Source organism: Paraburkholderia dioscoreae (genome assembly GCF_902459535.1).
Taxonomy (GTDB): Bacteria; Pseudomonadota; Gammaproteobacteria; order Burkholderiales; family Burkholderiaceae; genus Paraburkholderia; species Paraburkholderia dioscoreae.
Genome location: NZ_LR699554.1, coordinates 523,016 through 543,957, shown reverse-complemented (window position 1 = coordinate 543,957; position 20,942 = coordinate 523,016). Strand labels below are relative to the sequence as shown.

The 20,942-nt window shown below is 61.3% G+C and carries 8 protein-coding genes, 2 tRNA genes and 2 rRNA genes; 2 read left to right on the top strand and 10 right to left on the bottom strand.

The features are described from left to right. Nucleotides 1-202: 202 nt before the first annotated feature. The 4 genes from PDMSB3_RS22555 to PDMSB3_RS22540 form a co-directional block, all read right to left on the bottom strand. Nucleotides 203-3,084 (bottom strand): 23S ribosomal RNA (locus PDMSB3_RS22555). Nucleotides 3,085-3,384: 300 nt separating this feature from the next. Further along, nucleotides 3,385-3,460: transfer RNA gene (locus PDMSB3_RS22550), tRNA-Ala, on the bottom strand. Nucleotides 3,461-3,525: 65 nt separating this feature from the next. Continuing rightward, nucleotides 3,526-3,602: transfer RNA gene (locus tag PDMSB3_RS22545), tRNA-Ile, on the bottom strand. Between the two features lie 78 nt (nt 3,603-3,680). Then, nucleotides 3,681-5,211, bottom strand: a 16S ribosomal RNA gene (locus PDMSB3_RS22540). The 16S and 23S rRNA genes sit together here with 2 tRNA genes alongside, the layout of an rRNA operon. A gap of 794 nt (nt 5,212-6,005) precedes the next feature. Between PDMSB3_RS22540 and rpoD the strand changes: the two genes are divergently transcribed. Together rpoD and PDMSB3_RS22530 are read left to right on the top strand one after the other, a co-directional pair. Next, nucleotides 6,006-8,003 (top strand): RNA polymerase sigma factor RpoD, encoded by a 1,998-nt coding sequence (rpoD, locus tag PDMSB3_RS22535; protein ID WP_007176153.1) that lies wholly within the window; start codon nt 6,006-6,008, stop codon nt 8,001-8,003. A 235-nt stretch (nt 8,004-8,238) separates the two neighbouring features. Continuing rightward, on the top strand, nt 8,239-8,715 hold the full coding sequence (locus PDMSB3_RS22530) for a PRC-barrel domain-containing protein (RefSeq protein WP_007176152.1): 477 nt from the start codon (nt 8,239-8,241) through the stop codon (nt 8,713-8,715). A gap of 290 nt (nt 8,716-9,005) precedes the next feature. On the opposite strand, the gene PDMSB3_RS22525 is transcribed toward PDMSB3_RS22530, so the two are convergent. The 6 genes from PDMSB3_RS22525 to PDMSB3_RS22500 all read right to left on the bottom strand — a co-directional run bounded on the left by PDMSB3_RS22525 (nt 9,006) and on the right by PDMSB3_RS22500 (nt 20,932). Then, nucleotides 9,006-9,812, bottom strand: a complete 807-nt coding sequence (locus PDMSB3_RS22525) for a YfaP family protein (protein WP_007176151.1) — start codon at nt 9,810-9,812, stop codon at nt 9,006-9,008. A gap of 175 nt (nt 9,813-9,987) precedes the next feature. After that, nucleotides 9,988-11,616, bottom strand: a complete 1,629-nt coding sequence (locus PDMSB3_RS22520; protein WP_405044920.1) for a DUF2300 domain-containing protein — start codon at nt 11,614-11,616, stop codon at nt 9,988-9,990. Nucleotides 11,617-11,782: 166 nt separating this feature from the next. Next, entirely contained in the window at nt 11,783-16,591 is a 4,809-nt protein-coding gene (locus tag PDMSB3_RS22515; protein WP_165187781.1) for an alpha-2-macroglobulin family protein, read from the bottom strand. Beyond that, complete coding sequence (locus PDMSB3_RS22510) at nt 16,588-17,427, bottom strand: DUF1175 domain-containing protein (RefSeq protein WP_007176148.1); 840 nt, start codon at nt 17,425-17,427, stop codon at nt 16,588-16,590. The genes PDMSB3_RS22515 and PDMSB3_RS22510 overlap by 4 nt, the downstream gene beginning before the upstream one ends. Before the next feature lie 36 nt (nt 17,428-17,463). Further along, on the bottom strand, nt 17,464-19,272 hold the full coding sequence (locus PDMSB3_RS22505) for a DUF2138 domain-containing protein (RefSeq protein ID WP_165187779.1): 1,809 nt from the start codon (nt 19,270-19,272) through the stop codon (nt 17,464-17,466). A 463-nt stretch (nt 19,273-19,735) separates the two neighbouring features. Further along, nucleotides 19,736-20,932: an aminotransferase-like domain-containing protein gene (locus PDMSB3_RS22500; RefSeq protein WP_165189594.1), complete on the bottom strand. Its 1,197-nt coding sequence runs from the start codon at nt 20,930-20,932 to the stop codon at nt 19,736-19,738. Nucleotides 20,933-20,942: the final 10 nt, after the last annotated feature.

Here is a 20,942-nt window from a genome sequence, read left to right as displayed (position 1 = left end):
TTGCCGTACTGCCCATGGGGCAATACCGCCAATCGGGAAGAAGTAGTTTCTGGTGATGCTCACCAGAGGGAGATTCGGGGGGTTGTGTTGTTTCTGGCACAACACTGATCTCAACCGTGCGTGGTGTCCTGCCCCCTTCGGGGGTGGGGTCCTGGTAAATGCTGAAGCATCCGCCATGACCGGCACAAAACACACCTGTTATAGGATCAAGCCTTACGGGCAATTAGTATCAGTTAGCTTAACGCATTACTGCGCTTCCACACCTGACCTATCAACGTCCTGGTCTTGAACGACCCTTCAAGGGGCTCGAAGCCCCGGGGATATCTCATCTTAAGGCGAGTTTCCCGCTTAGATGCTTTCAGCGGTTATCTCTTCCGAACATAGCTACCCGGCGATGCCACTGGCGTGACAACCGGTACACCAGAGGTTCGTCCACTCCGGTCCTCTCGTACTAGGAGCAGCCCCCTTCAAATATCCAGCGCCCACGGCAGATAGGGACCAAACTGTCTCACGACGTTTTAAACCCAGCTCACGTACCTCTTTAAATGGCGAACAGCCATACCCTTGGGACCGGCTACAGCCCCAGGATGAGATGAGCCGACATCGAGGTGCCAAACACCGCCGTCGATATGAACTCTTGGGCGGTATCAGCCTGTTATCCCCAGAGTACCTTTTATCCGTTGAGCGATGGCCCTTCCATACAGAACCACCGGATCACTATGACCTGCTTTCGCACCTGCTCGACTTGTCGGTCTCGCAGTTAAGCACGCTTATGCCATTGCACTATCAGCACGATTTCCGACCGTACCTAGCGTACCTTCGTACTCCTCCGTTACACTTTGGGAGGAGACCGCCCCAGTCAAACTGCCTACCATGCACTGTCCCCAGTCCGGATAACGGACCAAGGTTAGAACCTCAAACAAACCAGGGTGGTATTTCAAGGGCGGCTCCACGCAGACTGGCGTCCACGCTTCAAAGCCTCCCACCTATCCTACACAGACCGGTTCAAAGTCCAATGCAAAGCTACAGTAAAGGTTCATGGGGTCTTTCCGTCTAGCCGCGGGGAGATTGCATCATCACAAACACTTCAACTTCGCTGAGTCTCGGGAGGAGACAGTGTGGCCATCGTTACGCCATTCGTGCAGGTCGGAACTTACCCGACAAGGAATTTCGCTACCTTAGGACCGTTATAGTTACGGCCGCCGTTTACCGGGACTTCAATCAAGAGCTTGCACCCCATCATTTAATCTTCCGGCACCGGGCAGGCGTCACACCCTATACGTCCACTTTCGTGTTTGCAGAGTGCTGTGTTTTTATTAAACAGTCGCAGCCACCAGTTTATTGCAACCCCTTCACCCTTCTGGCGCAGGCCAGTCAGGCTACAGGGGCGTACCTTATCCCGAAGTTACGGTACCAATTTGCCGAGTTCCTTCTCCCGAGTTCTCTCAAGCGCCTTAGAATACTCATCTCGCCCACCTGTGTCGGTTTGCGGTACGGTCCTGTTAAACTGAAGCTTAGAGGCTTTTCTTGGAACCACTTCCGATTGCTTCTTCACCTAAGTGAATGGCCTCGCACCCTTGAATTCCGCGCCCGGATTTGCCAAAGCGCCTTCTCCAATGCAAGGACCGGGACTTCCAACACCCGGACAACCTTCCGCGATCCGTCCCCCCATCGCATTTAACAATGGTGCAGGAATATTAACCTGCTTCCCATCAGCTACGCATTTCTGCCTCGCCTTAGGGGCCGACTCACCCTACGCCGATGAACGTTGCGTAGGAAACCTTGGGCTTACGGCGAGGGGGCCTTTCACCCCCTTTATCGCTACTCATGTCAGCATTCGCACTTCCGATACCTCCAGCACACTTTTCAATGCACCTTCGCAGGCTTACGGAACGCTCTCCTACCATGCACATAAATGTGCATCCGCAGCTTCGGTATATTGCTTAGCCCCGTTACATCTTCCGCGCAGGACGACTCGATCAGTGAGCTATTACGCTTTCTTTAAAGGATGGCTGCTTCTAAGCCAACCTCCTGACTGTTTTAGCCTTCCCACTTCGTTTCCCACTTAGCAATATTTGGGGACCTTAGCTGGCGGTCTGGGTTGTTTCCCTCTTGACACCGGACGTTAGCACCCGATGTCTGTCTCCCGTGATTGCACTCTTCGGTATTCGGAGTTTGCTATGGCGTAGTAATCCGCAATGGACCCCACAACCATGACAGTGCTCTACCCCCGAAGGTGATACACGAGGCACTACCTAAATAGTTTTCGGAGAGAACCAGCTATTTCCAGGTTTGTTTAGCCTTTCACCCCTATCCACAGCTCATCCCCTAACTTTTCAACGTTAGTGGGTTCGGACCTCCAGTACGTGTTACCGCACCTTCATCCTGGCCATGGATAGATCACCTGGTTTCGGGTCTACACCCAGCGACTGAATCGCCCTGTTCGGACTCGCTTTCGCTACGCCTGCCCTAATCGGTTAAGCTTGCCACTGAATGTAAGTCGCTGACCCATTATACAAAAGGTACGCCGTCACCCCCTTGCGAAGGCTCCGACTGTTTGTATGCATGCGGTTTCAGGATCTGTTTCACTCCCCTCCCGGGGTTCTTTTCGCCTTTCCCTCACGGTACTGGTTCACTATCGGTCGATCACGAGTATTTAGCCTTGGAGGATGGTCCCCCCATCTTCAGACAGGATTTCACGTGTCCCGCCCTACTTCTCGTACACCCAGTTCTTCCTCGCTGTTTTCGTCTACAGGGCTATCACCTGCTATGGCGGCACTTTCCAGAGCCTTCGACTAACAATGAAGATAAAGAGTACAGGCTGGTCCCATTTCGCTCGCCACTACTCTGGGAATCTCGGTTGATTTCTTTTCCTGCGGTTACTTAGATGTTTCAGTTCACCGCGTTCGCTTCACGTAGCCTATGTATTCAGCTACGGATGACCCATACGGGCCGGGTTTCCCCATTCGGATATCGGTGGATCAAAGCTCGTTTGCCAGCTCCCCACCGCTTTTCGCAGGCTACCGCGTCCTTCATCGCCTGTGATCGCCAAGGCATCCACCACATGCACTTGTTCGCTTGACCCTATAACGGGTGTGTCTCTCTCGAGTCACATGCCGCTACAGGTTGAGTATTCGTGTTGCGCCGTATTCCAAAGCAATCTTTCGATCACCTTTAAAATACATTGATACAATCACAACCCTGATTCACCTACTCAATCACCCATCTCTAAGTGACCTTTCGTGAATCTCTTTACTACTTCTTCCTGATTGTTAAAGAACGACAGCCGATATCGCGATTGCCATAACCGCGTATCACTCTGACTGGCTCAATCGCCAATGCACAACGCTCTGCTTCTCTCGCAGAACGCTACGCATTGAGGATTGGTGGAGGATGACGGGATCGAACCGACGACCCCCTGCTTGCAAAGCAGGTGCTCTCCCAGCTGAGCTAATCCCCCAGTCATGCACAGATCAGATCTGCTTTCATCCCAAGGGGTTCACCGGTCAGCCACCGCAGAATCAGTGGTGGGTCTGGATGGATTCGAACCATCGACCCCCGCCTTATCAAGACGGTGCTCTAACCGACTGAGCTACAGACCCCTGAGTCCGTCTGCGTATCTGTCTTCAATTTCACAGCCGATAAGCGTGAGCGCTCAACGTTTGACACGTCAGCTCGGGAAAGGAGGTGATCCAGCCGCACCTTCCGATACGGCTACCTTGTTACGACTTCACCCCAGTCATGAATCCTACCGTGGTGACCGTCCTCCTTGCGGTTAGACTAGCCACTTCTGGTAAAACCCACTCCCATGGTGTGACGGGCGGTGTGTACAAGACCCGGGAACGTATTCACCGCGGCATGCTGATCCGCGATTACTAGCGATTCCAGCTTCACGCACTCGAGTTGCAGAGTGCGATCCGGACTACGATCGGTTTTCTGGGATTGGCTCCCCCTCGCGGGTTGGCGACCCTCTGTTCCGACCATTGTATGACGTGTGAAGCCCTACCCATAAGGGCCATGAGGACTTGACGTCATCCCCACCTTCCTCCGGTTTGTCACCGGCAGTCTCCCTGGAGTGCTCTTGCGTAGCAACTAGGGACAAGGGTTGCGCTCGTTGCGGGACTTAACCCAACATCTCACGACACGAGCTGACGACAGCCATGCAGCACCTGTGTTATGGCTCCCTTTCGGGCACATCCACCTCTCAGCGGACTTCCATACATGTCAAGGGTAGGTAAGGTTTTTCGCGTTGCATCGAATTAATCCACATCATCCACCGCTTGTGCGGGTCCCCGTCAATTCCTTTGAGTTTTAATCTTGCGACCGTACTCCCCAGGCGGTCAACTTCACGCGTTAGCTACGTTACCAAGTCAATGAAGACCCGACAACTAGTTGACATCGTTTAGGGCGTGGACTACCAGGGTATCTAATCCTGTTTGCTCCCCACGCTTTCGTGCATGAGCGTCAGTATTGGCCCAGGGGGCTGCCTTCGCCATCGGTATTCCTCCACATCTCTACGCATTTCACTGCTACACGTGGAATTCTACCCCCCTCTGCCATACTCTAGCCCGCCAGTCACAAATGCAGTTCCCAGGTTAAGCCCGGGGATTTCACATCTGTCTTAGCGAACCGCCTGCGCACGCTTTACGCCCAGTAATTCCGATTAACGCTTGCACCCTACGTATTACCGCGGCTGCTGGCACGTAGTTAGCCGGTGCTTATTCTTCCGGTACCGTCATCCCCCCGCCATATTAGGGCAGAGGATTTCTTTCCGGACAAAAGTGCTTTACAACCCGAAGGCCTTCTTCACACACGCGGCATTGCTGGATCAGGGTTGCCCCCATTGTCCAAAATTCCCCACTGCTGCCTCCCGTAGGAGTCTGGGCCGTGTCTCAGTCCCAGTGTGGCTGGTCGTCCTCTCAGACCAGCTACAGATCGTCGCCTTGGTAGGCCTTTACCCCACCAACTAGCTAATCTGCCATCGGCCGCCCCTGTAGCGCGAGGTCCTAAGATCCCCCGCTTTCCTCCGCAGAGCGTATGCGGTATTAATCCGGCTTTCGCCGGGCTATCCCCCACTACAGGACACGTTCCGATGTATTACTCACCCGTTCGCCACTCGCCACCAGGGTTGCCCCCGTGCTGCCGTTCGACTTGCATGTGTAAGGCATGCCGCCAGCGTTCAATCTGAGCCAGGATCAAACTCTTCAGTTCAAACCTGTTACTGTTTTTTCGGTCTCTTCCGAGACCGGTCGCTCACTCAACGTACTGACGAATGATCCAACCATCTTGCGACAGTCAAACCTTCCTTTCATTACTGTGTGAGACTTGATACTTTCGCTTCTCGGCAGACCCCGAAGGATCCGCCTCGCATCGCGCATCAAGCGCCCACACTTATCGGCTGTTAATTTTTAAAGATCGGTACGCATTCACTACCGAACCGCCACCACCGCAATTGCCAACCTCACAACCACCCGGCACCGCTTCGTTCTGCGTCGCTGCATCAGCAGCAGAGAAACGAGATTATGGAGAGCGAGTGACACGTCGTCAACCCCCTTTTGTGAATTTTCTTTTAACCCGACGCCGATCGACGCCAGAATCACTCGCCCCCTACATATAGCGAGAGCGACGCAGAAATGATCCGTCGTGTGAGGACGACTGAGTTCCTCTATAGTGAGGAGCTTGAAATCAGCCGATATGCACGCACCTTGATGCATGGATCCGGCAACCGCTCTACAGCCGGCCGGCGGCTTGGGGATGCACCTGCAACAAACGCGCATGATGAAATGATGTGCACACAATGAGCGCGAAAGCTCAAGCTCGTATATAATGCGAGCCGCGCGAATTTCGCACATTTCTATCGGCCCGCTTCGAGCGGGCTCATCTTTTTTGCTCCCCAGAGCACAGCCAAACAACCGCGTTGAGTCACTCAGGTGATGTTGAGCCATGCTCGAAACGCCTGACGGTCGCGTCTTGCGTCTCATAGCGAAGCCTCTAGAGGAGAATACGTGAACCCTTTTGATCGCGAAGATTCGCAACACGAAACCGCCGGCTACGCCGCCAAAGCTCCCTCGGGCCGTACGGCCAAGGGCAAGGGCGCCGGCAAAGCGATCCCCGTGGCGGCAGAGCTGCCGCCGCAGCAAGCTGAAGAACGTCAGCGCCAGATGCGCGCGCTGATCCAGTTGGGCAAGGAACAGGGCTATCTCACCCACGCGCAGATCAACGACCATCTGCCCGACAACTTCGCGCAAACGGCCGCGATCGACAGTATTGTCAGCGCGTTCAACGACATGGGCGTGCAGGTCTACGAGCAGGCGCCAGATGCGGAAACGCTGCTGCTCAACTCGAACGCCCCCGCCGTGGTGTCGGACGATCAGGCAGACGAGGAAACCGAAGTCGCCCTGTCGACCGTCGATTCCGAATTCGGCCGCACGACCGACCCGGTGCGCATGTACATGCGCGAAATGGGCGCGACCGAACTGCTGACGCGCGCCGGTGAAATCGCGATTGCCAAGCGCATCGAAGACGGCCTGCACGAAATGGTGCAGGCGATCGCCGCTTGCCCGCTCGCGATCTCGGCGATTCTGGCGAGCGCTCAGCAGGTTGCCGACGGCGAGCTGCGCATCGACGAACTGGTCGACGGCCTCAATGAAGACACGATCGCCGCCGAAGAAGACAGCGCAAGCGCGGACGCATCGGCCGACGTCGACGCGGATACGGACAGCGATGACGACGAAGACAGCGACGACGACGACGGCCCGGCCGACTCGTCGGCAGCAGACGAAGCACGCCTGAAGCAGCTCACCAGCGACTGCCTCGAAATCTTCGCGCAAGTCGGCATGTTGTCCGACCAGATGAACGCCTCGCACACGCGCGGCGACGTCACCTCGAAGGCATATCAGCGCGCGCGCGAAGAGATCCAGCAGCACCTCGCGAAGATCCGCTTCACGGCACGCACCATCGACCGCCTGTGCGGCGACGTGCAGCAACAGGTCGCGCAAGTTCGCGCGATCGAGCGCAACATTCTGCAAATCGTCGTTTCGAAGAGCGGCATGCCGCGCGAGAAGTTCATCGAGTCGTTCGCCGGTCATGAAGCCGACCTCGGCTGGACGGAACGTGCGGCGCGCGGTGCGTCCGCCTACGGCGCGGCGCTGGAGCGCCATCTGCCGGCCATTCAGTCCGAACAGCAAAAGCTGATCGAAATCGAAGCCACGGTTTCGCTGCCGCTGAAGCATCTGAAAGAGATCAACCGCCAGATGGTCGCGGCCGAATCGAAGATGCGCAAGGCGAAGAGCGAGATGATCGAGGCGAATCTGCGTCTCGTGATCTCGATCGCGAAGAAGTACGTGAACCGCGGCATGCTGTTCCTCGACCTGATCCAGGAAGGCAACATCGGCTTGATGAAGGCCGTGGACAAGTTCGAATACCGTCGCGGCTGGAAGTTTTCCACGTATGCCACGTGGTGGGTCCGCCAGGCCGTGACGCGTTCGCTCGCGGATCAGGCTCGCACGATCCGCGTGCCGGTGCACATGATCGAAACGATCAACAAGCTGAACCGCATTTCGCGCGAAATCCTGCAGCAGACCGGTCAGGAAGCGCATCCGTCCGTGCTCGCGGAACGCATGGAACTCTCGGAAGAGAAGGTGCGCGGCATTCTGAAGATTGCCAAGCAACCGGTGTCGATGGAAACGCCGGTCGGCGACGACGGCGATGCCACGCTCGGCGACATGATCGAAGACTCGGCAGCTTCCTCGCCGGCCGACGCGGCCATGCAGGCCGACTTGCGCGCCGCCATCGACGACGCACTCGACTCGCTGTCGCCGCGCGAAGCGAAGGTGCTGCGCATGCGCTACGGCATCAACACGAAGTCGGACCATACGCTTGAAGAAGTCGGCAAACAGTTCGACGTCACGCGTGAGCGGATTCGTCAGATCGAGAGCAAGGCCATGCGCAAGCTGATGCATCCGAGCCGCGCAGACCGTCTGAAGTCGTTCCTCGACCGTTAAGTCGGCAAATGCGCTTGTCGTGCTTTACTACACACGGCAAGCGCATTTTTCTCTCTCAAGCCAGCAGCGAAACAACCCTACTGAGGGTGGATCCCGCTGCCAGCCACCCTCCAGCCGCATAGCACGCGCGGCCGGCAGCGGCGGCAACCGGCAAAATGCGCTCCCTCACACCGTCCCGCAAGCAACAGGCATAGTCGTTGCGCGCTCCTTTGTATGCTTTTTCGAGGAGCACATCATGACTACGTTCGATCCCCAAGTCCCGGCATCCGCCGGCGCGCAGGGCGCAAATATTGTTGGAGTCGGCATGGGTGACGGTCCCGGACCAGACGTCATGGCGGCATCCACGCTCGACGGAAACAAGGTGATGTCGTCTGACGGCGAGCACGTCGGCAAAATCTCCGACATCATGCTCGACGTACGCGGCGGCCGGATCGCCTACGCGGTGTTGTCCACCGGCGGTTTTCTCGGCATGGGCAACACGCTGCACGCCATACCGTGGAGCGCGCTCACGCTCGACACGGACGACAGGTGCTTCGTGCTCGATGCAAGCGCCGACCGGATCAAGAATGCGCCAGGCTTCGATAAGGATAACTGGCCTTTCATGGCGGATACGCAATGGGGCACGACCGTGCACGAGTACTACAACCGTCCGCCGTATTGGCTGGTCACGCGTGATGTGGTGGAAGCGCGAGAAGTGGACTCCGATCTTTGAAGTTCACCCAGCGCGCGAGACGCATTTGCGCCCCGCAAGACCAATCTATCCACAGATTCCGTTCATAAGCCTGTGGACAACCTGCGCATGACTCACGCAACTCCTTGAACGCATTGGCTTTCACCTCTGCGCTCTCAAGGAGTCGGGAGCCTCATGGCTCACCGCACATCGACTGCGGGGCTGGAAACGGCCCTGCGCAAACTGCGTCACATCGCGCAGGCATGTGCGGATCGGCTTGCGAGAAAGCGCAGGCCGACGAGCACGATCATTACGCGCTCCCATCCACCGTATTACGGCAGCACAAACGTTTTCACGAGCGTCAATTCACCCGCCTTGCGCATCGGCACTCGAATCGTTTCGCTCTTTTCGTTCGGGGTATTCTCGTTCGTGATGATGGTCACCTGGGCGACGGTCATATCGGCACCGCTATTGCCGCTGCCGTAGTAGTTCACATAGACCAGATAGGTGCCCTTCAACGGCGCCGCGGACGAATAAATCTCCGGTCCGTAGCCGGTCGTCACGTCGACGTCGAGCGCGCCGCCGTTCGGCGCAACGCGCTCGCCGTACCATGTATGCGCGCCGTCAGGCGACACGACGTGCAAATCCAGATCGGTGCCGTCGGTATCCCACGCGAGCAGCACGCGCAGCTTCGGCTGGGTCTTGCCGCTGTAGGCGTCGTAGAACTGCACGCGCTTGCGGCTGCCGTCCGGCGCGCGCAGTTCCACGCCGTTACTGCCCGCAGGAAACGCGTAAGGCCGCGAGAACTTGCCGTCCTCTTCCACGCGCTGCGGCAACGGCGTGCCGTCGACCACCAGCGTGCCCACCGCGGTGCCCTTCTTCTTCGGCGCGTTGCGAATCTGCCCTTCGATCAGCGCGAATCTGGAGTGCCCTTCCGGCGTCGATACCGACACCGCCGGGTAGTGCACGTCCTGCGTATAACGCTCGCTGTCGCCGCTCGTGTTGCGCCAGCCGTTCAACGGCGCGGCGAAGTCGATGTCGCTCGCGTACGCCGCAGGCGCAGCCTGCAGGCAGGCCAAACAGGCCACTGCGAGGAATCTGTAGCTCGCCTTCATCCAACCCGTGGTCTTGACCTTCATCTTCACTGCTCCCATCCCGCTGTCAGAGTCGCTCGCGCTTTACGAGCATCAGGCCGCCGATCCTGCACGAAAAAATCCGCCGCTCCGCACCCGACGCCCACAGCTGCACAAACGCGAACATGGCCCGCGCGAAACGGCCAGCGCCACAGCGACCAAGGCAAGCGCGAAAAGATATTCACTGGATCGGATTGTCGGTGCGAATCAGCGTGCGCGCGGTCCGCTCGACGAACGTCTCGTCGAGACCACGCGGATGATGCTGGAACGCGAGGTGGATATATTCATGTGCCAACGCAATACGGTCCTCTTCGGTCTGCAAGCGGTACACGTACACGCGATTGCGCTGCGCATCCGCATACGGACGCCCTTCGCGCACCGCGCACACGGCGGGCAGATCGGGCGTTTCGTAGCCCGCCGCGCCGTCCATGCGCCGCGCCCACAACGGCGCGTTGCGCTCCAGCCATGCCTGCGCTCCGGCCACCGCGATGCAATCGCCCGATAGCGGACTCTGAAACGACGTCAGCGTCGCTTGCGGCCAGGTGCGCGCGAGAATGGCGTCGAATGTCAGGCCGGTTTGAGCGGAAGCCTTCGCGGCCAGCCAGCTCATCTGTCCCGACGCGGCCTCGTCGTGGTGATACTGAACAGGCACGCCGGTCAGCACGAGCGCGTCGGTCAGGTCGGCGGCATGGCGCGCGGCTGCGGTGGGCGCGCGCGGCAGGACGCGCTGCGTGCTGCTGCTGTCGTCGATACGAAAACAGCCGTGATCGTGGTTGCCATGCTGCACGACGTAGGTCCGCGCCGCGACGGCCAACGCCTTGGCCGCTTCCGGCTGGCTCGTGTCGCCTTCGCGCTCGACCACGCGCGCCACGTAGTCGTTCATGCCGAAACGGCCGACCACTTGCGGTGCGCCGGCCGCGTCGCGATCGAGCCGTAATTCGCCGCGGCTCGTCACGCGCGCCCAATTGCCATTCACGAAGCCGACCCGGAAATCACCACGCAACGGCCCTTCTGGCGCGGCGGCCGGTCCTTTGTCGCCGAGCACCTCGCGAATCGGATAGCGACTGAAGAAATCGACCAGTACGCAGGCGGCGTCGTCCGGCACGGAGATTTGCGCGAGCAGCGGCGCGAGGCGCGGCGCGGCGGCCGCCAGCACGCGCGCGCTGCCGCCCGAACCGCCCAGCCACACCGGCGTGCCGTCGACGAGCCAGCCCGCCGCGCCGCCGACCGACGCGCCTGGTCGCGCCGGATCCGGCATCGTCCAGGTTTTGGCGCGCAGCACACTGCCGTAGAGCGACGCCGTGCCTTCGCCGCGTCCGCTGGTCAGCACCGACACGAGCGTGCTGGCAGCCGCTTCACGCGGCCGGGCGGGCATGGCCCGCAGGGCGGCGAGCAGTTCGGTTACCGGCACGCGGTGCGCCGGGGTCATGGCGCGCAGATCACGCAGCCAGACGGGCGCGTGTGCGGCCGTCCAGTACTTGCGCCAGTCGGCGGAATCGAGTTGCAGGCGCGCGGGCTCGAAAAAGAGTCCGCACGACTGCACGAGCGCATGTTCGCGATCGATGTGACCGCCAGTCATGCAGCAATACACTTCGTCCGGGTCGCCGCCGTTGCAGGCGTAATCCGGCGTAGTGATGTTGCGGTCCACCAGATAGCCGTAGACGAACAGTTTCCACACGCTGCCGAGCGGCGTCTGAAGCGTGCGCGGCAAAGCGCCCGCCGCCTGCGGCGAGAAGCCGACCGCGGCGCCGCTGCCGTCGGCTTGCCAAAGCTGACTCTGGCCGTCGCGTAACCAGGCAAAGTGCAGCATCCGCGGCGCGGATGCCGTGGTTAAAGCGGCTGAAGACGAAGTCGCCGCATAAGCGCCCGCCCCGTTAAAACCGCACACCATGCCCACGGCGAGCGCGATCCGCAGCGTAGCTGCCAGACGTACGCGCAAGGGCCGAAGGACGCGGAACATGGCGGTCTCGTCTCGCTTACTGGATGCGCAACGTCGTCACGCGATCGCTCTTGCCGCCTTCGAACGCCTTCGCGTCCGGCTGATACATGCGGAAGTAGCGCGCGGGCGGCAACGCGAACGTGCCCGGCAACGCGAAGCGCACCAGTTGCCGCAGCGCGACCGGCCGGTCGAGCAACGGCACGGGCTGGTGATACGCCAGTTCGCCCATCTCGTACGACGCAACGCGCTGGAACGGCTGCGGACCGCTGGCGCCCTCTTTCGCGCCCGGCAGACCGTCGATCGACACGCCCCAGCTCGTCGCCTCGACGTCGCCGCCCGGCGGCAGCGGCACGTCGAGCAAGCCATAGTGGTAAGCGTTGCCCGAGCGCGGCGTGAGTTTGACTTCGTCGACGTAGAGCGCGTTGCTGTCGATCGCATCGCCCTGCTTCACCAGACGCGCGGTGAACGCGGCGCGCCCCAACCGGCTCTCGGCCGAGGCATCCTTTTTCTTCGGATCGACCGCGAGCTCGACCGGTTCGAGCTTGTAGAGACGGCGCTCGACGCTGATGTTCAGGCGGCTGTCCTCGCTCGTATGACTGCGGAACGAGACCAGCGCGTTGACGTCGGTGCGGGCGGCGCCGGCGTCGAGCGTGACCGGCAGCGTGGCGCCGGTCCACCTGTAGAGCGGCGTGCCGGTCGGCGTCGCTGCGCGTGTCCAGTTCGCGCCTTGCAGCGACGGCAACGACGTGGCCGCTACATCGCCGCCCAGCGCCTTGCGTAACCACAGGAGCGTGAGCGCGCGATCGAGCGTCGGGTAATCGGCGCTGCTCTTCGCGAGCAAGGCCGATGGATCGACTGCCGCGCCGCCGTCGCCGCCCGACATGACCAGCAGGCTTTGCACGAGCGGCGCCGGATCGTTGCTCAATGCCGCGCGCGCGGCGCTCGCCGCTGCATCGAACCCATCGGGTAATTGAGCACTCGTGCTGCGCGCCATGCTGGCGATCAGCAGCGTCGCCATCTGCTTGCCGCGCGGCGAATCGGCTTGTGCGAACACGATACTGTCCGATGCGCTAGACGCGCCGTTGCGTGCGGGCACGTTGGCCGTGGCCGCCGCGTCGCTCATCAGGTCCGCGGCAACGCCCGACACCGGCGTCGCAACCGGCAGGCCCATCTGCTGCATCAGCCACAAGGCCAGCGCACGATGCAGCAGCGGCTCTTTCGCGCCGGCGTCGCGATAGACGTCCATTGCATGCTGCCAGTTGTCGGCGGGCAGGCTGATGCCAAGGCTGCGGCTCGCGAGCCAGTCCGCGTAATACGCGTAGGCCGTGATCAGTGCGCTGCCGCCCGTGGTATCGCCCCACCAGCCGAACGTGCCGCCGACACCTGCCAGCATGGCCAGACGCTGCCGCTGATTGCGCAGCAGCGCTTCGAGGCCTTGCGTCGAATTCGCATTGTCGCCGTGTCCGATCGCATCATGCGCGAGCGCCAGCGGAATCAGGCGGCTCGACGTCTGCTCGGCGCAACCGTACGGATAGGCGATCAGATCGTCCGCGACACGCAGGAACTGGCTCTGTGCGTTGCCGATGAACCGCACGCTGACGTCCTGCGCATCCTGCGGCAGATTGAGCGGCTTGTTCGAACCGTCGAGCGACACCGTGTTCTGATGCAGATCGAGCCAGCCGCTCGCGTCGAGATGAATTGTGGTCTGCAGACGGTCCACATCTTTGGCCGCGCTGCGCAGTGTCGCGTTGATCACGCCATCTTTCAACGCGCCGCTCGGCAGACGCAGATAGTTCGCGCCGCGCTTGAGTGTCACCTTCTGATTCAACGAAAGACCGCCGCCTTCGACCACCCACTGCGCATCCATGTCCGCGTCGGTCTGATTGAACGCGATCATGTCGATGGCGGGTTGGTCGTTGACACGGAAATGCGACGGCCCGCTCCACTTCAGATACAGCGCCTTGTCCGAGCGCACGTAAGCAGTACGTTGCCCCACCATGCCATCCGGCGCCGCGGCGCGTACGGTAATGCGCCAGCGCGCCAGCGAATCCGGCATCCTGAAGGTCATGGTGGCGTGGCCGTTCGCATCGGTTTTCAGGTTGGCTTCCCACGCGGCCGTGTCCTGATCGTCACGGCGTGGCCGTTCGAGCACCTTCACGCCACGCTCGTTGTAGTTCGCGCGTTGCGGGCCGCCCGGCGCGCCTTTCAGCGGCGAGCGCGCGAGGTCGTACGTGATGAACGACAGGCTCGACGAAGTCCGCACGTTGTTGCGGCGCGGGTGATAGAAGAAGTCGACTATATTCGGCGCGATTTCGGGCTGCAACACGTAGACCATTTCATCGACCACGCTCACCGTCAGATTCGCCGCTTCCGACTTGCCGTTCAGCGTACTGTCTAAATTCAGCGTGACCGTGTCGCCCGGACCGTACACCGGCTTGTCGCTCTTCACGCTCAGTTCGATCTGCGGTTGAGCGACCACGATGCCCGCGTTCTGGAACACGTATTCGCCGGCGTGCACATACAACACCGAGAACGTCATGTTCGGCGCGAAGTCTTCGCCCACCTTGATCCGCGCCTTCCATTGCGACGGCGCCACCCGTTGCAGTTGCAACCAGTCGCCGCCAGCCGTCAGCAGAGCGCGACGTTCGACGTTGTCGCGTTCGAGTGTGAGCAGCGCGTCGTCGACCGGCATGGGGAACGTAATCAGCGCTTCGGCGGTGTCGCCGATTTTGTATCTGTCGCGATCGAACACGATCTCGACGCTGCCCGGAATCGCCTTCAGACCATCGCCCGCGACCCAGTGGCTGGTGGCGGCGAGCAGGTTGCCCGAATCGTCTTTGACCGACAGCATGTACGAACCCGGTTCGTCGAATTGCACCGGAAACGACAGCTTGCCGCCCGCGCTCGCGGCCTTCAACGCGCCTTCGCCATGCGTTTGCGATTCGAGGCGCGTCCATTCGTACTTCGACGGCGCGTGCGAGGCAGGATCAATCTCACCTAGCGCCTGCAGATCGAAGCTCACCACTTCCTTCGGTTGCGAGAACGACTTGGCCGTGTTCAAACGATACGGCGTCGCGCCGCGCGCGATCAGCACTTCACGCGTCACGCGCACCTTGTACGCGGCGCCGTCCTGCGCGAACAGCGTCAACGCATAGCGGCTCGGCTCCTTCGCAACTGGCAGCGTGAGGCTCGCGTTGCCGTCGCCATCCGTCTTCAGTTCCTGCTGGTCGAGCTTGACCGGAAAGAGTCCCGCATAACGCAATTCGCCGTCGACGATCGTCACTTTCTGCGCGCGCAGCGTGACCGAAATCTTGCTGTCGCGCACCGGCTTGCCGTCCGGATAGCGCAACTGGATCTTGCCCTTCAGCACCTCGCCGGTCGCGTAGTCGGCTTTATCCATCGAGAGATTCACATCGAAGTGCGGCTTCACATATTCGGCGACGCGAAATGCACTGCCGTATACATCGCCGTTGTAGTCGAAGCGCAGCGTATAGCCGCCGGCGGTGGCATCGGCCGGCAGCGTGAACGCGGTATCCGCGCCTGTGCCGGACGCGAAATGCACCTTGCTGCTCGCCACCGGCGCGCCGTTCGGATCGAGCACGTCGAGCTTGATATCGGCCTCGGCGGGCGCGGACGATTGCGTCGCGCTCTGGAACGTGCGGCCGATGAACTTCACATGCACCGGATCGCCCGGCCGGTACATGGGCCGGTCGGTCACCGCATAGATCTTCGTGTTGTAGATCTCGCTGTCATAATAGAAATTTTCGGAGACGAACACGCCGCCTTGCGGATCGGTGCCGAGCACGTAGCTGCGCTCGGGGCTCACGTGTTGCAGCACCAGCGCGCCATCGCCGCCGGTCGCGCCGCTTTGCAGAACGCCCACGCCGTCGGTCCAGCTCACTTCCGTATTCGCAACCGGCTTGCCGTTATCGCGCCGCGTAGTCCATACCAGCATGCCACCCGACGCGGCTTTGACGACCGCCACCGTGTCCGACACGAACAGCAGCGTATGCGCGCGATAATTGCCGATCACCGCCTCGACGATATACAGCCCCGGCGGCAGCTTGCCGACCGGAATCATTACGTTGCCCGCACTGGCTTCGATAAAGTTACTGCTGCTGCCCGCCAGATTCACGCCCTTGGGCGGCTGGATCACTTTTGCGTCCCAGAGCGGATAGCGGAAACGCGCGACCATGTCGTAGCCTTTCAGCGGCGCGAATTGCGAGTTCGGCTCGAATTGCGTTTGCTTGCCGGTCTGCTCGCCGAGCTTGAATTGCGGCGCCGCTTCGATCGCCTTGCTGCGGGTCGCGAACGACAGCACGCGCTGCCATGCGCGGCGCGCTTCGGTAAACCACCGGTCCCACAGATAGGCGAGCGTATTCGCGAGCCCTTCGCCCTGATAATTCGGCGCGACATTCAGCCGATGCAGATTCTTCTGCGCCTTCAGAAAGTCGAGCGGCCTGGGCACGCGATACACGACGATGTCCGCGCCGCCATATGCCTGCAACGCGTCCTTGAAATCGCGGCCGGGCGCTTCGAGCCGCACCTGTGCCAGTTGATCGCTGCCGAAGCTCGCGTCCGAAAGCAGGAAGAACGGCTGTCCGTCGACCTTCTGCGAACTGAAGTTGCTCGATGGCGCTGTCTGCAGCGTTGGATTTCCGGCGATGTTGGCATCGGCTGCGGCAGCGGCGCTCGCCACGTCGTCGTCCGCATAAGCAGCCGGTGAAATGGCGAGCGTCATCGCCGCGAGCAAGACGGTAAGCAGCGCCGCGAACGTGCCTGCCGCGCGACGGCGCGCGTTGCCCAACCAGTTGCTCCACGGCGTGACGGAAATCATTCGGGTCATGGTGTCAGAAAGTCCAAACGAAACACGCCGACGAAATTCGGATTGCCGTCGAGCGGCTGCCAGCGGGAATCTTTCCATTGCATCAGATCGGAAACGGCGACGGCGCGCAGACCGGTATCGGTCGGCGTGACGGTGCCTGTGTGATAAGCGATGTAGCGATCCAGCCAGATCATCAGATGCTGGTCGTCGCCCTGGTCGAAGAACAGCAGGTCGCCGGGCAGCGCCTGGTTCACGTCCTTCGAAACAAAACGGCTATTGCGTTGAATCAGTGCAATCGCCGACGCGTAGGCGCCGGTGGATCCGTCGAGTTGGGTCCAGCGGTTGGCGATTCCGCGCTGCGCTGCGGACAGTTGCAGCTCGGGCGGCATGCTGCTGGTATCCGCGAGACTGGTCATGCCATTCGCGCGCAGCCAGCGGGTGTCGTGCGGCCTGAGCGTCTCGCCGACCGCGAAGCGCACGAGGCCCGCGCAGTCGCGTTGGGTCCAGCGCGGCGTCGGTCCGCGCCGCATCTGCTGATCGACGATACGCACGAACCACGCGCGAAATGCCGCCGATTGCTGCGGTGACAGCGCGTCGGGGTCGGGTGATGCGGTGGTGCCGGTGAGCGCGTGCGCATAGGGCGCGAGACTCGCCACGGCGAATGCACAGGCAGCGCGTGCGAGCCATGCGCGGCGCGAGGGGGTGGCGGCGTGGACTGCGAGAGTCGTGGACTGCGCGGCATACGTTGACTGCGCAGCATGCGTTGACTGCACGGCATGCGTGGACTGCGCAACACGCGTAGGCTGCGCTGGCCTCGCCGCGACCGTGCCTTGCGGCGCGCGCTCAGCCACGCACATCGCGAATGCCGCGCGAGGAGCGCAAAGGCGGCGCACTCAGTCGCCCCCGGTGCCGGGCTGATCCGCGGGCGTATCGGCAACGCCTTCAGTCGAACCGGAACCGGCACCAGCCCTCGCGCGATCGAACCACCACTCCACCGGCACCCAGCCTGTCGAACCCGGCAGGTTCTGCGGCAGCGTCAGCGAAACCGGCGGGTAGTGAGCAAGCGCGTGCAGCTTCGGCACGAGATGCGTACGCGATGCGTTGCGGAACACCGCCTCCTGATCCGCAGGCAACGCCGCGCCCGCCTCACGTTCGATCAGCGCGGCGGCCGATGAAGGCGTGAGCGTCAGAATCGTGCGCGGCAGACGCTGTGGCGCGAGCGTATCGGCAAGCGCCGGATACCGCTTGTCCAGCACCGCGAGCGTGTCGTCGACGAGGCGGCCGTCCGGCGAAAAGATCAAATAGCCGTGCGCAAGTGCCAGCGTGACCGGGAAATAACGCTCCGCCGACAACTGCGACGCGAACGACGCCTTGCTCGTCAATGCCGTGCCCGAACGCGCGCTAACCGGTCGCTGCCACACGGTCACATCCGCGCCCTGCTCACGCGTGGTGACCTGCAGGCGGCGATAGCCTGCAGAGTCGGAGCCGTCGGTTTTAGCGGCCTTCGCTTCATAGGCGCCGATCACATCGCCGAAGGTCTTGCCGAGCGCGGTCTTCAACGCCACGATACCGGCCGCGTCCTGCTTCTTCAAGCGCGCGACGAATACCGGCGCGACCAGCGTCGACTTCGCATACCAGCACACCGCCGCAGGACCGGTGAGCTGATCGCCAATCGCGGCAGCGTTATCCGCGCCGCCGCCGGCTACCTTGCCCAACAGGCCCGAGGCCTCGTTCCAGTCCGCCGGCAAGCTCGTGCAGGCCGCCGGATTGGCCGGCAACGCGCGCCACAGATCGGCGCTGTTCCACTGTTGCGGCAACTTGTCCGGCTCGATCAACGCCGAGGTCTGCCAGTTCGCCTCGCCACGCCCCCCTGCGGGATTGCCGGTCGACGAAAAATCGAAACGCAGCGCGTCGATGCCGGAGAAAAACGCCTGATAACCGAACGACAGGTAGTTGGCCGACACCACTAGCCGGTGGCCCTTCGGCGATTCGCCCGGCGCGTCGAGTTGATAGGCGCGCGCTGCATCGTCGCGGCCGGAGGACAACATCCCGGACACCGCATCGGCCCGCTCGCTGAGCAGTCCGCCCTTCTCGTCAAGCAGCACGCCGGGCGCGGACAGCACGACCAGCCGATCGTCTTTGCTGGCGAACAGCAGCGTGCGGCCGACCGCGAGTTTCAGTGCATAGACCGGCACGTCGCCGGAGAGCTTCGCCACCTGGCTCAGTTGCGCGTCGCTCGTGGCGACGTTGCCGACGCCTTGCAGCAGCCTCGCGAAACCGTTGCGATGCATCGACATCACCCAGTAGCCGAGGCGGCCGTCGGGCGAGCGCCACAGCAGCACGTGCGCGGGTTCGTCGAATACACGGCGGATCAGTTCGTCGCGCCAGTCGAGTTGATGTTCGAACGCGAGACGCCGCAGCGCGCCCTCGGCCGACAGCCGCGTGTTGTCCGATTCGTAATAGTCGACGAAGTCTTGCGTCAGCACGTCGCGCAGCAGCGGCACACTCAGGATGTCGCGCGGCAAACGCGAGAGCGCTTCGCTGTCGATCACCGCGTCAGGGTGATGAATATCGAGGACGATTTCGCCGTTCCCGGCTGCTTTGCGATGCGCAAATGGACGCCATACTGCCTGAATGATCACACCGGCCACGACCAGAAGACCGACGACCAGGATTGCAATCTTTTTGCGCGACATCTTCATCTGATTTCTTCTGGTTCGATGCGACGGTATTAACGTGAATGTCCGGCGAATAAAGTCAGCGGGATCAGTCTCCGAAGGCAGCGATGATAACCGATATTTTTAGCCGGAAACCAGCGGCAATTTCTATTTAACAGTCAGGCACGCTTCGGAGTTTGATAAAAACCGGACCTGCATCTGATTAAGAGATTAGGAACCGCGCGCATTCGACGCAGTGACTGGATTCGTCAAACCGGCAAGGGCAGGTGCAGCCTTATCCGTAGACGCGCGCGGCGCTGCGCCCGATGCCTCGGGAATAATACCTTCAGCCTCGTGCGGCCTCGCATCGCATTACTCTTCCGAAGAGCTTATGCTAAATCCGCGTGATTAAACACACATGTAAAAAACCCGGCTGCACGGAGTATGCTCGCCGGGTTATTTCAGCATCGCGCGTACCGGCTCGATGCGAATATCGCCTTAGCCGCTGTCAAAAATGTTCGAGCGCCTGCTTCATTCTCTGTACGCCCGTTTCGATATCGGCCACGCCGGGTGCGGCAAATGACAGGCGCAGTGCAGCCGGATCGATATTGTCTTTATAAAACGCCACGCCCGGCACGAACATCACATTGCTCTCGATACAACCACGCAGATAATCGGACGCGTTCTGACCGGCCTTCAATCGTGCCCACACGAACATACCGCCGGCGGGACGATGAAACGCAATGTGGTCCGCCAGTTGCGCTTCGAGCGCGTCGCACAGCGTGCGGCATTTCACGGCATAGGCGTCGACGATGCGCGGCAAATGACGCTCCAGCGCGCCGCTCGCGAGGTACTCCGCGGCAATCGCCTGAGTCCACGGCGAGCTGCACAGATCGACCGTCTGCTTGGCGATTACGCAGCGGCGCAGGATCTCCGCGTGAGCGAGCATCCAGCCCACGCGCAAACCCGGCGCGACGATCTTCGACAGACTGGAGAAATGCACGATCCAGTCGCGTGAACCCGGCACCTGCCCGCTCAAGGCAAGCAGTGAAGGCAAGGCTGCGCCACTAAAGCGCAGATCGCCGTAGGGATCGTCTTCGACGATCAGAAAGCGGTAACGCGCCGCCAGTTTCAGCAACGCGATGCGGCGGTCGAGCGACAAGGTCGCGCCGGTCGGATTGGCGAAGGTGGGGACGGTGTACAGCAGCTTCGGCGCACGGCGTAGCGTGCCCGATTCGAGCAGTGCCGCGAGAGCGTCGACGTCGAGGCCGTTCTGATCGACGGGAATCGTAACCACGTCGGCCTCCTGCAACTTGAGCGCCTGCAAGGTCGCGGGATAGGCGGGCTGCTCGACCAGCACCACGTCGCCGGGCGCAATCATCACGCGCAGTAGCAGATCGAAGCCCTGCTGCGAGCCGGTCGTCACGAGAAATTCCTGCGGCGTGCAGGACGTGCCACGGCGTGTCATCAAGTGCGCGAGTTGCTCCTTGAGGACGACGAGGCCGTCGGTGGGACCGTATTGCAGGCACAGCGTGGGGTGTTGCGACGCCCGTGCCGCCGCGGCGTCGAGCCCGTCGCGATCGAACAGATCGCTCGCCGGATAGCCGCCGGCGAACGAGATCATGCCGGGTTGCGCCAGATACTTGAAGAGCTCGCGGATCGGCGAACCGGTCGGCGCTGCGAACGCGGGATTGAACGTGAACATGGTGACGGGC

What these genes read in the sequence shown, in the direction of transcription:
- PDMSB3_RS22505 (WP_165187779.1), bottom strand. Translation starts at nt 19,272, where the DNA reads ATGAAGATGTCGCGCAAAAAGATTGCAATCCTGGTCGTCGGTCTTCTG.
- PDMSB3_RS22515 (WP_165187781.1), bottom strand. Translation starts at nt 16,591, where the DNA reads ATGACCCGAATGATTTCCGTCACGCCGTGGAGCAACTGGTTGGGCAAC.
- PDMSB3_RS22525 (WP_007176151.1), bottom strand. Translation starts at nt 9,812, where the DNA reads ATGAAGGTCAAGACCACGGGTTGGATGAAGGCGAGCTACAGATTCCTC.
- PDMSB3_RS22520 (WP_405044920.1), bottom strand. Translation starts at nt 11,616, where the DNA reads ATGCTGCACTTTGCCTGGTTACGCGACGGCCAGAGTCAGCTTTGGCAA.
- PDMSB3_RS22500 (WP_165189594.1), bottom strand. Translation starts at nt 20,932, where the DNA reads ATGTTCACGTTCAATCCCGCGTTCGCAGCGCCGACCGGTTCGCCGATC.
- PDMSB3_RS22530 (WP_007176152.1), top strand. Translation starts at nt 8,239, where the DNA reads ATGACTACGTTCGATCCCCAAGTCCCGGCATCCGCCGGCGCGCAGGGC.
- PDMSB3_RS22510 (WP_007176148.1), bottom strand. Translation starts at nt 17,427, where the DNA reads ATGTGCGTGGCTGAGCGCGCGCCGCAAGGCACGGTCGCGGCGAGGCCA.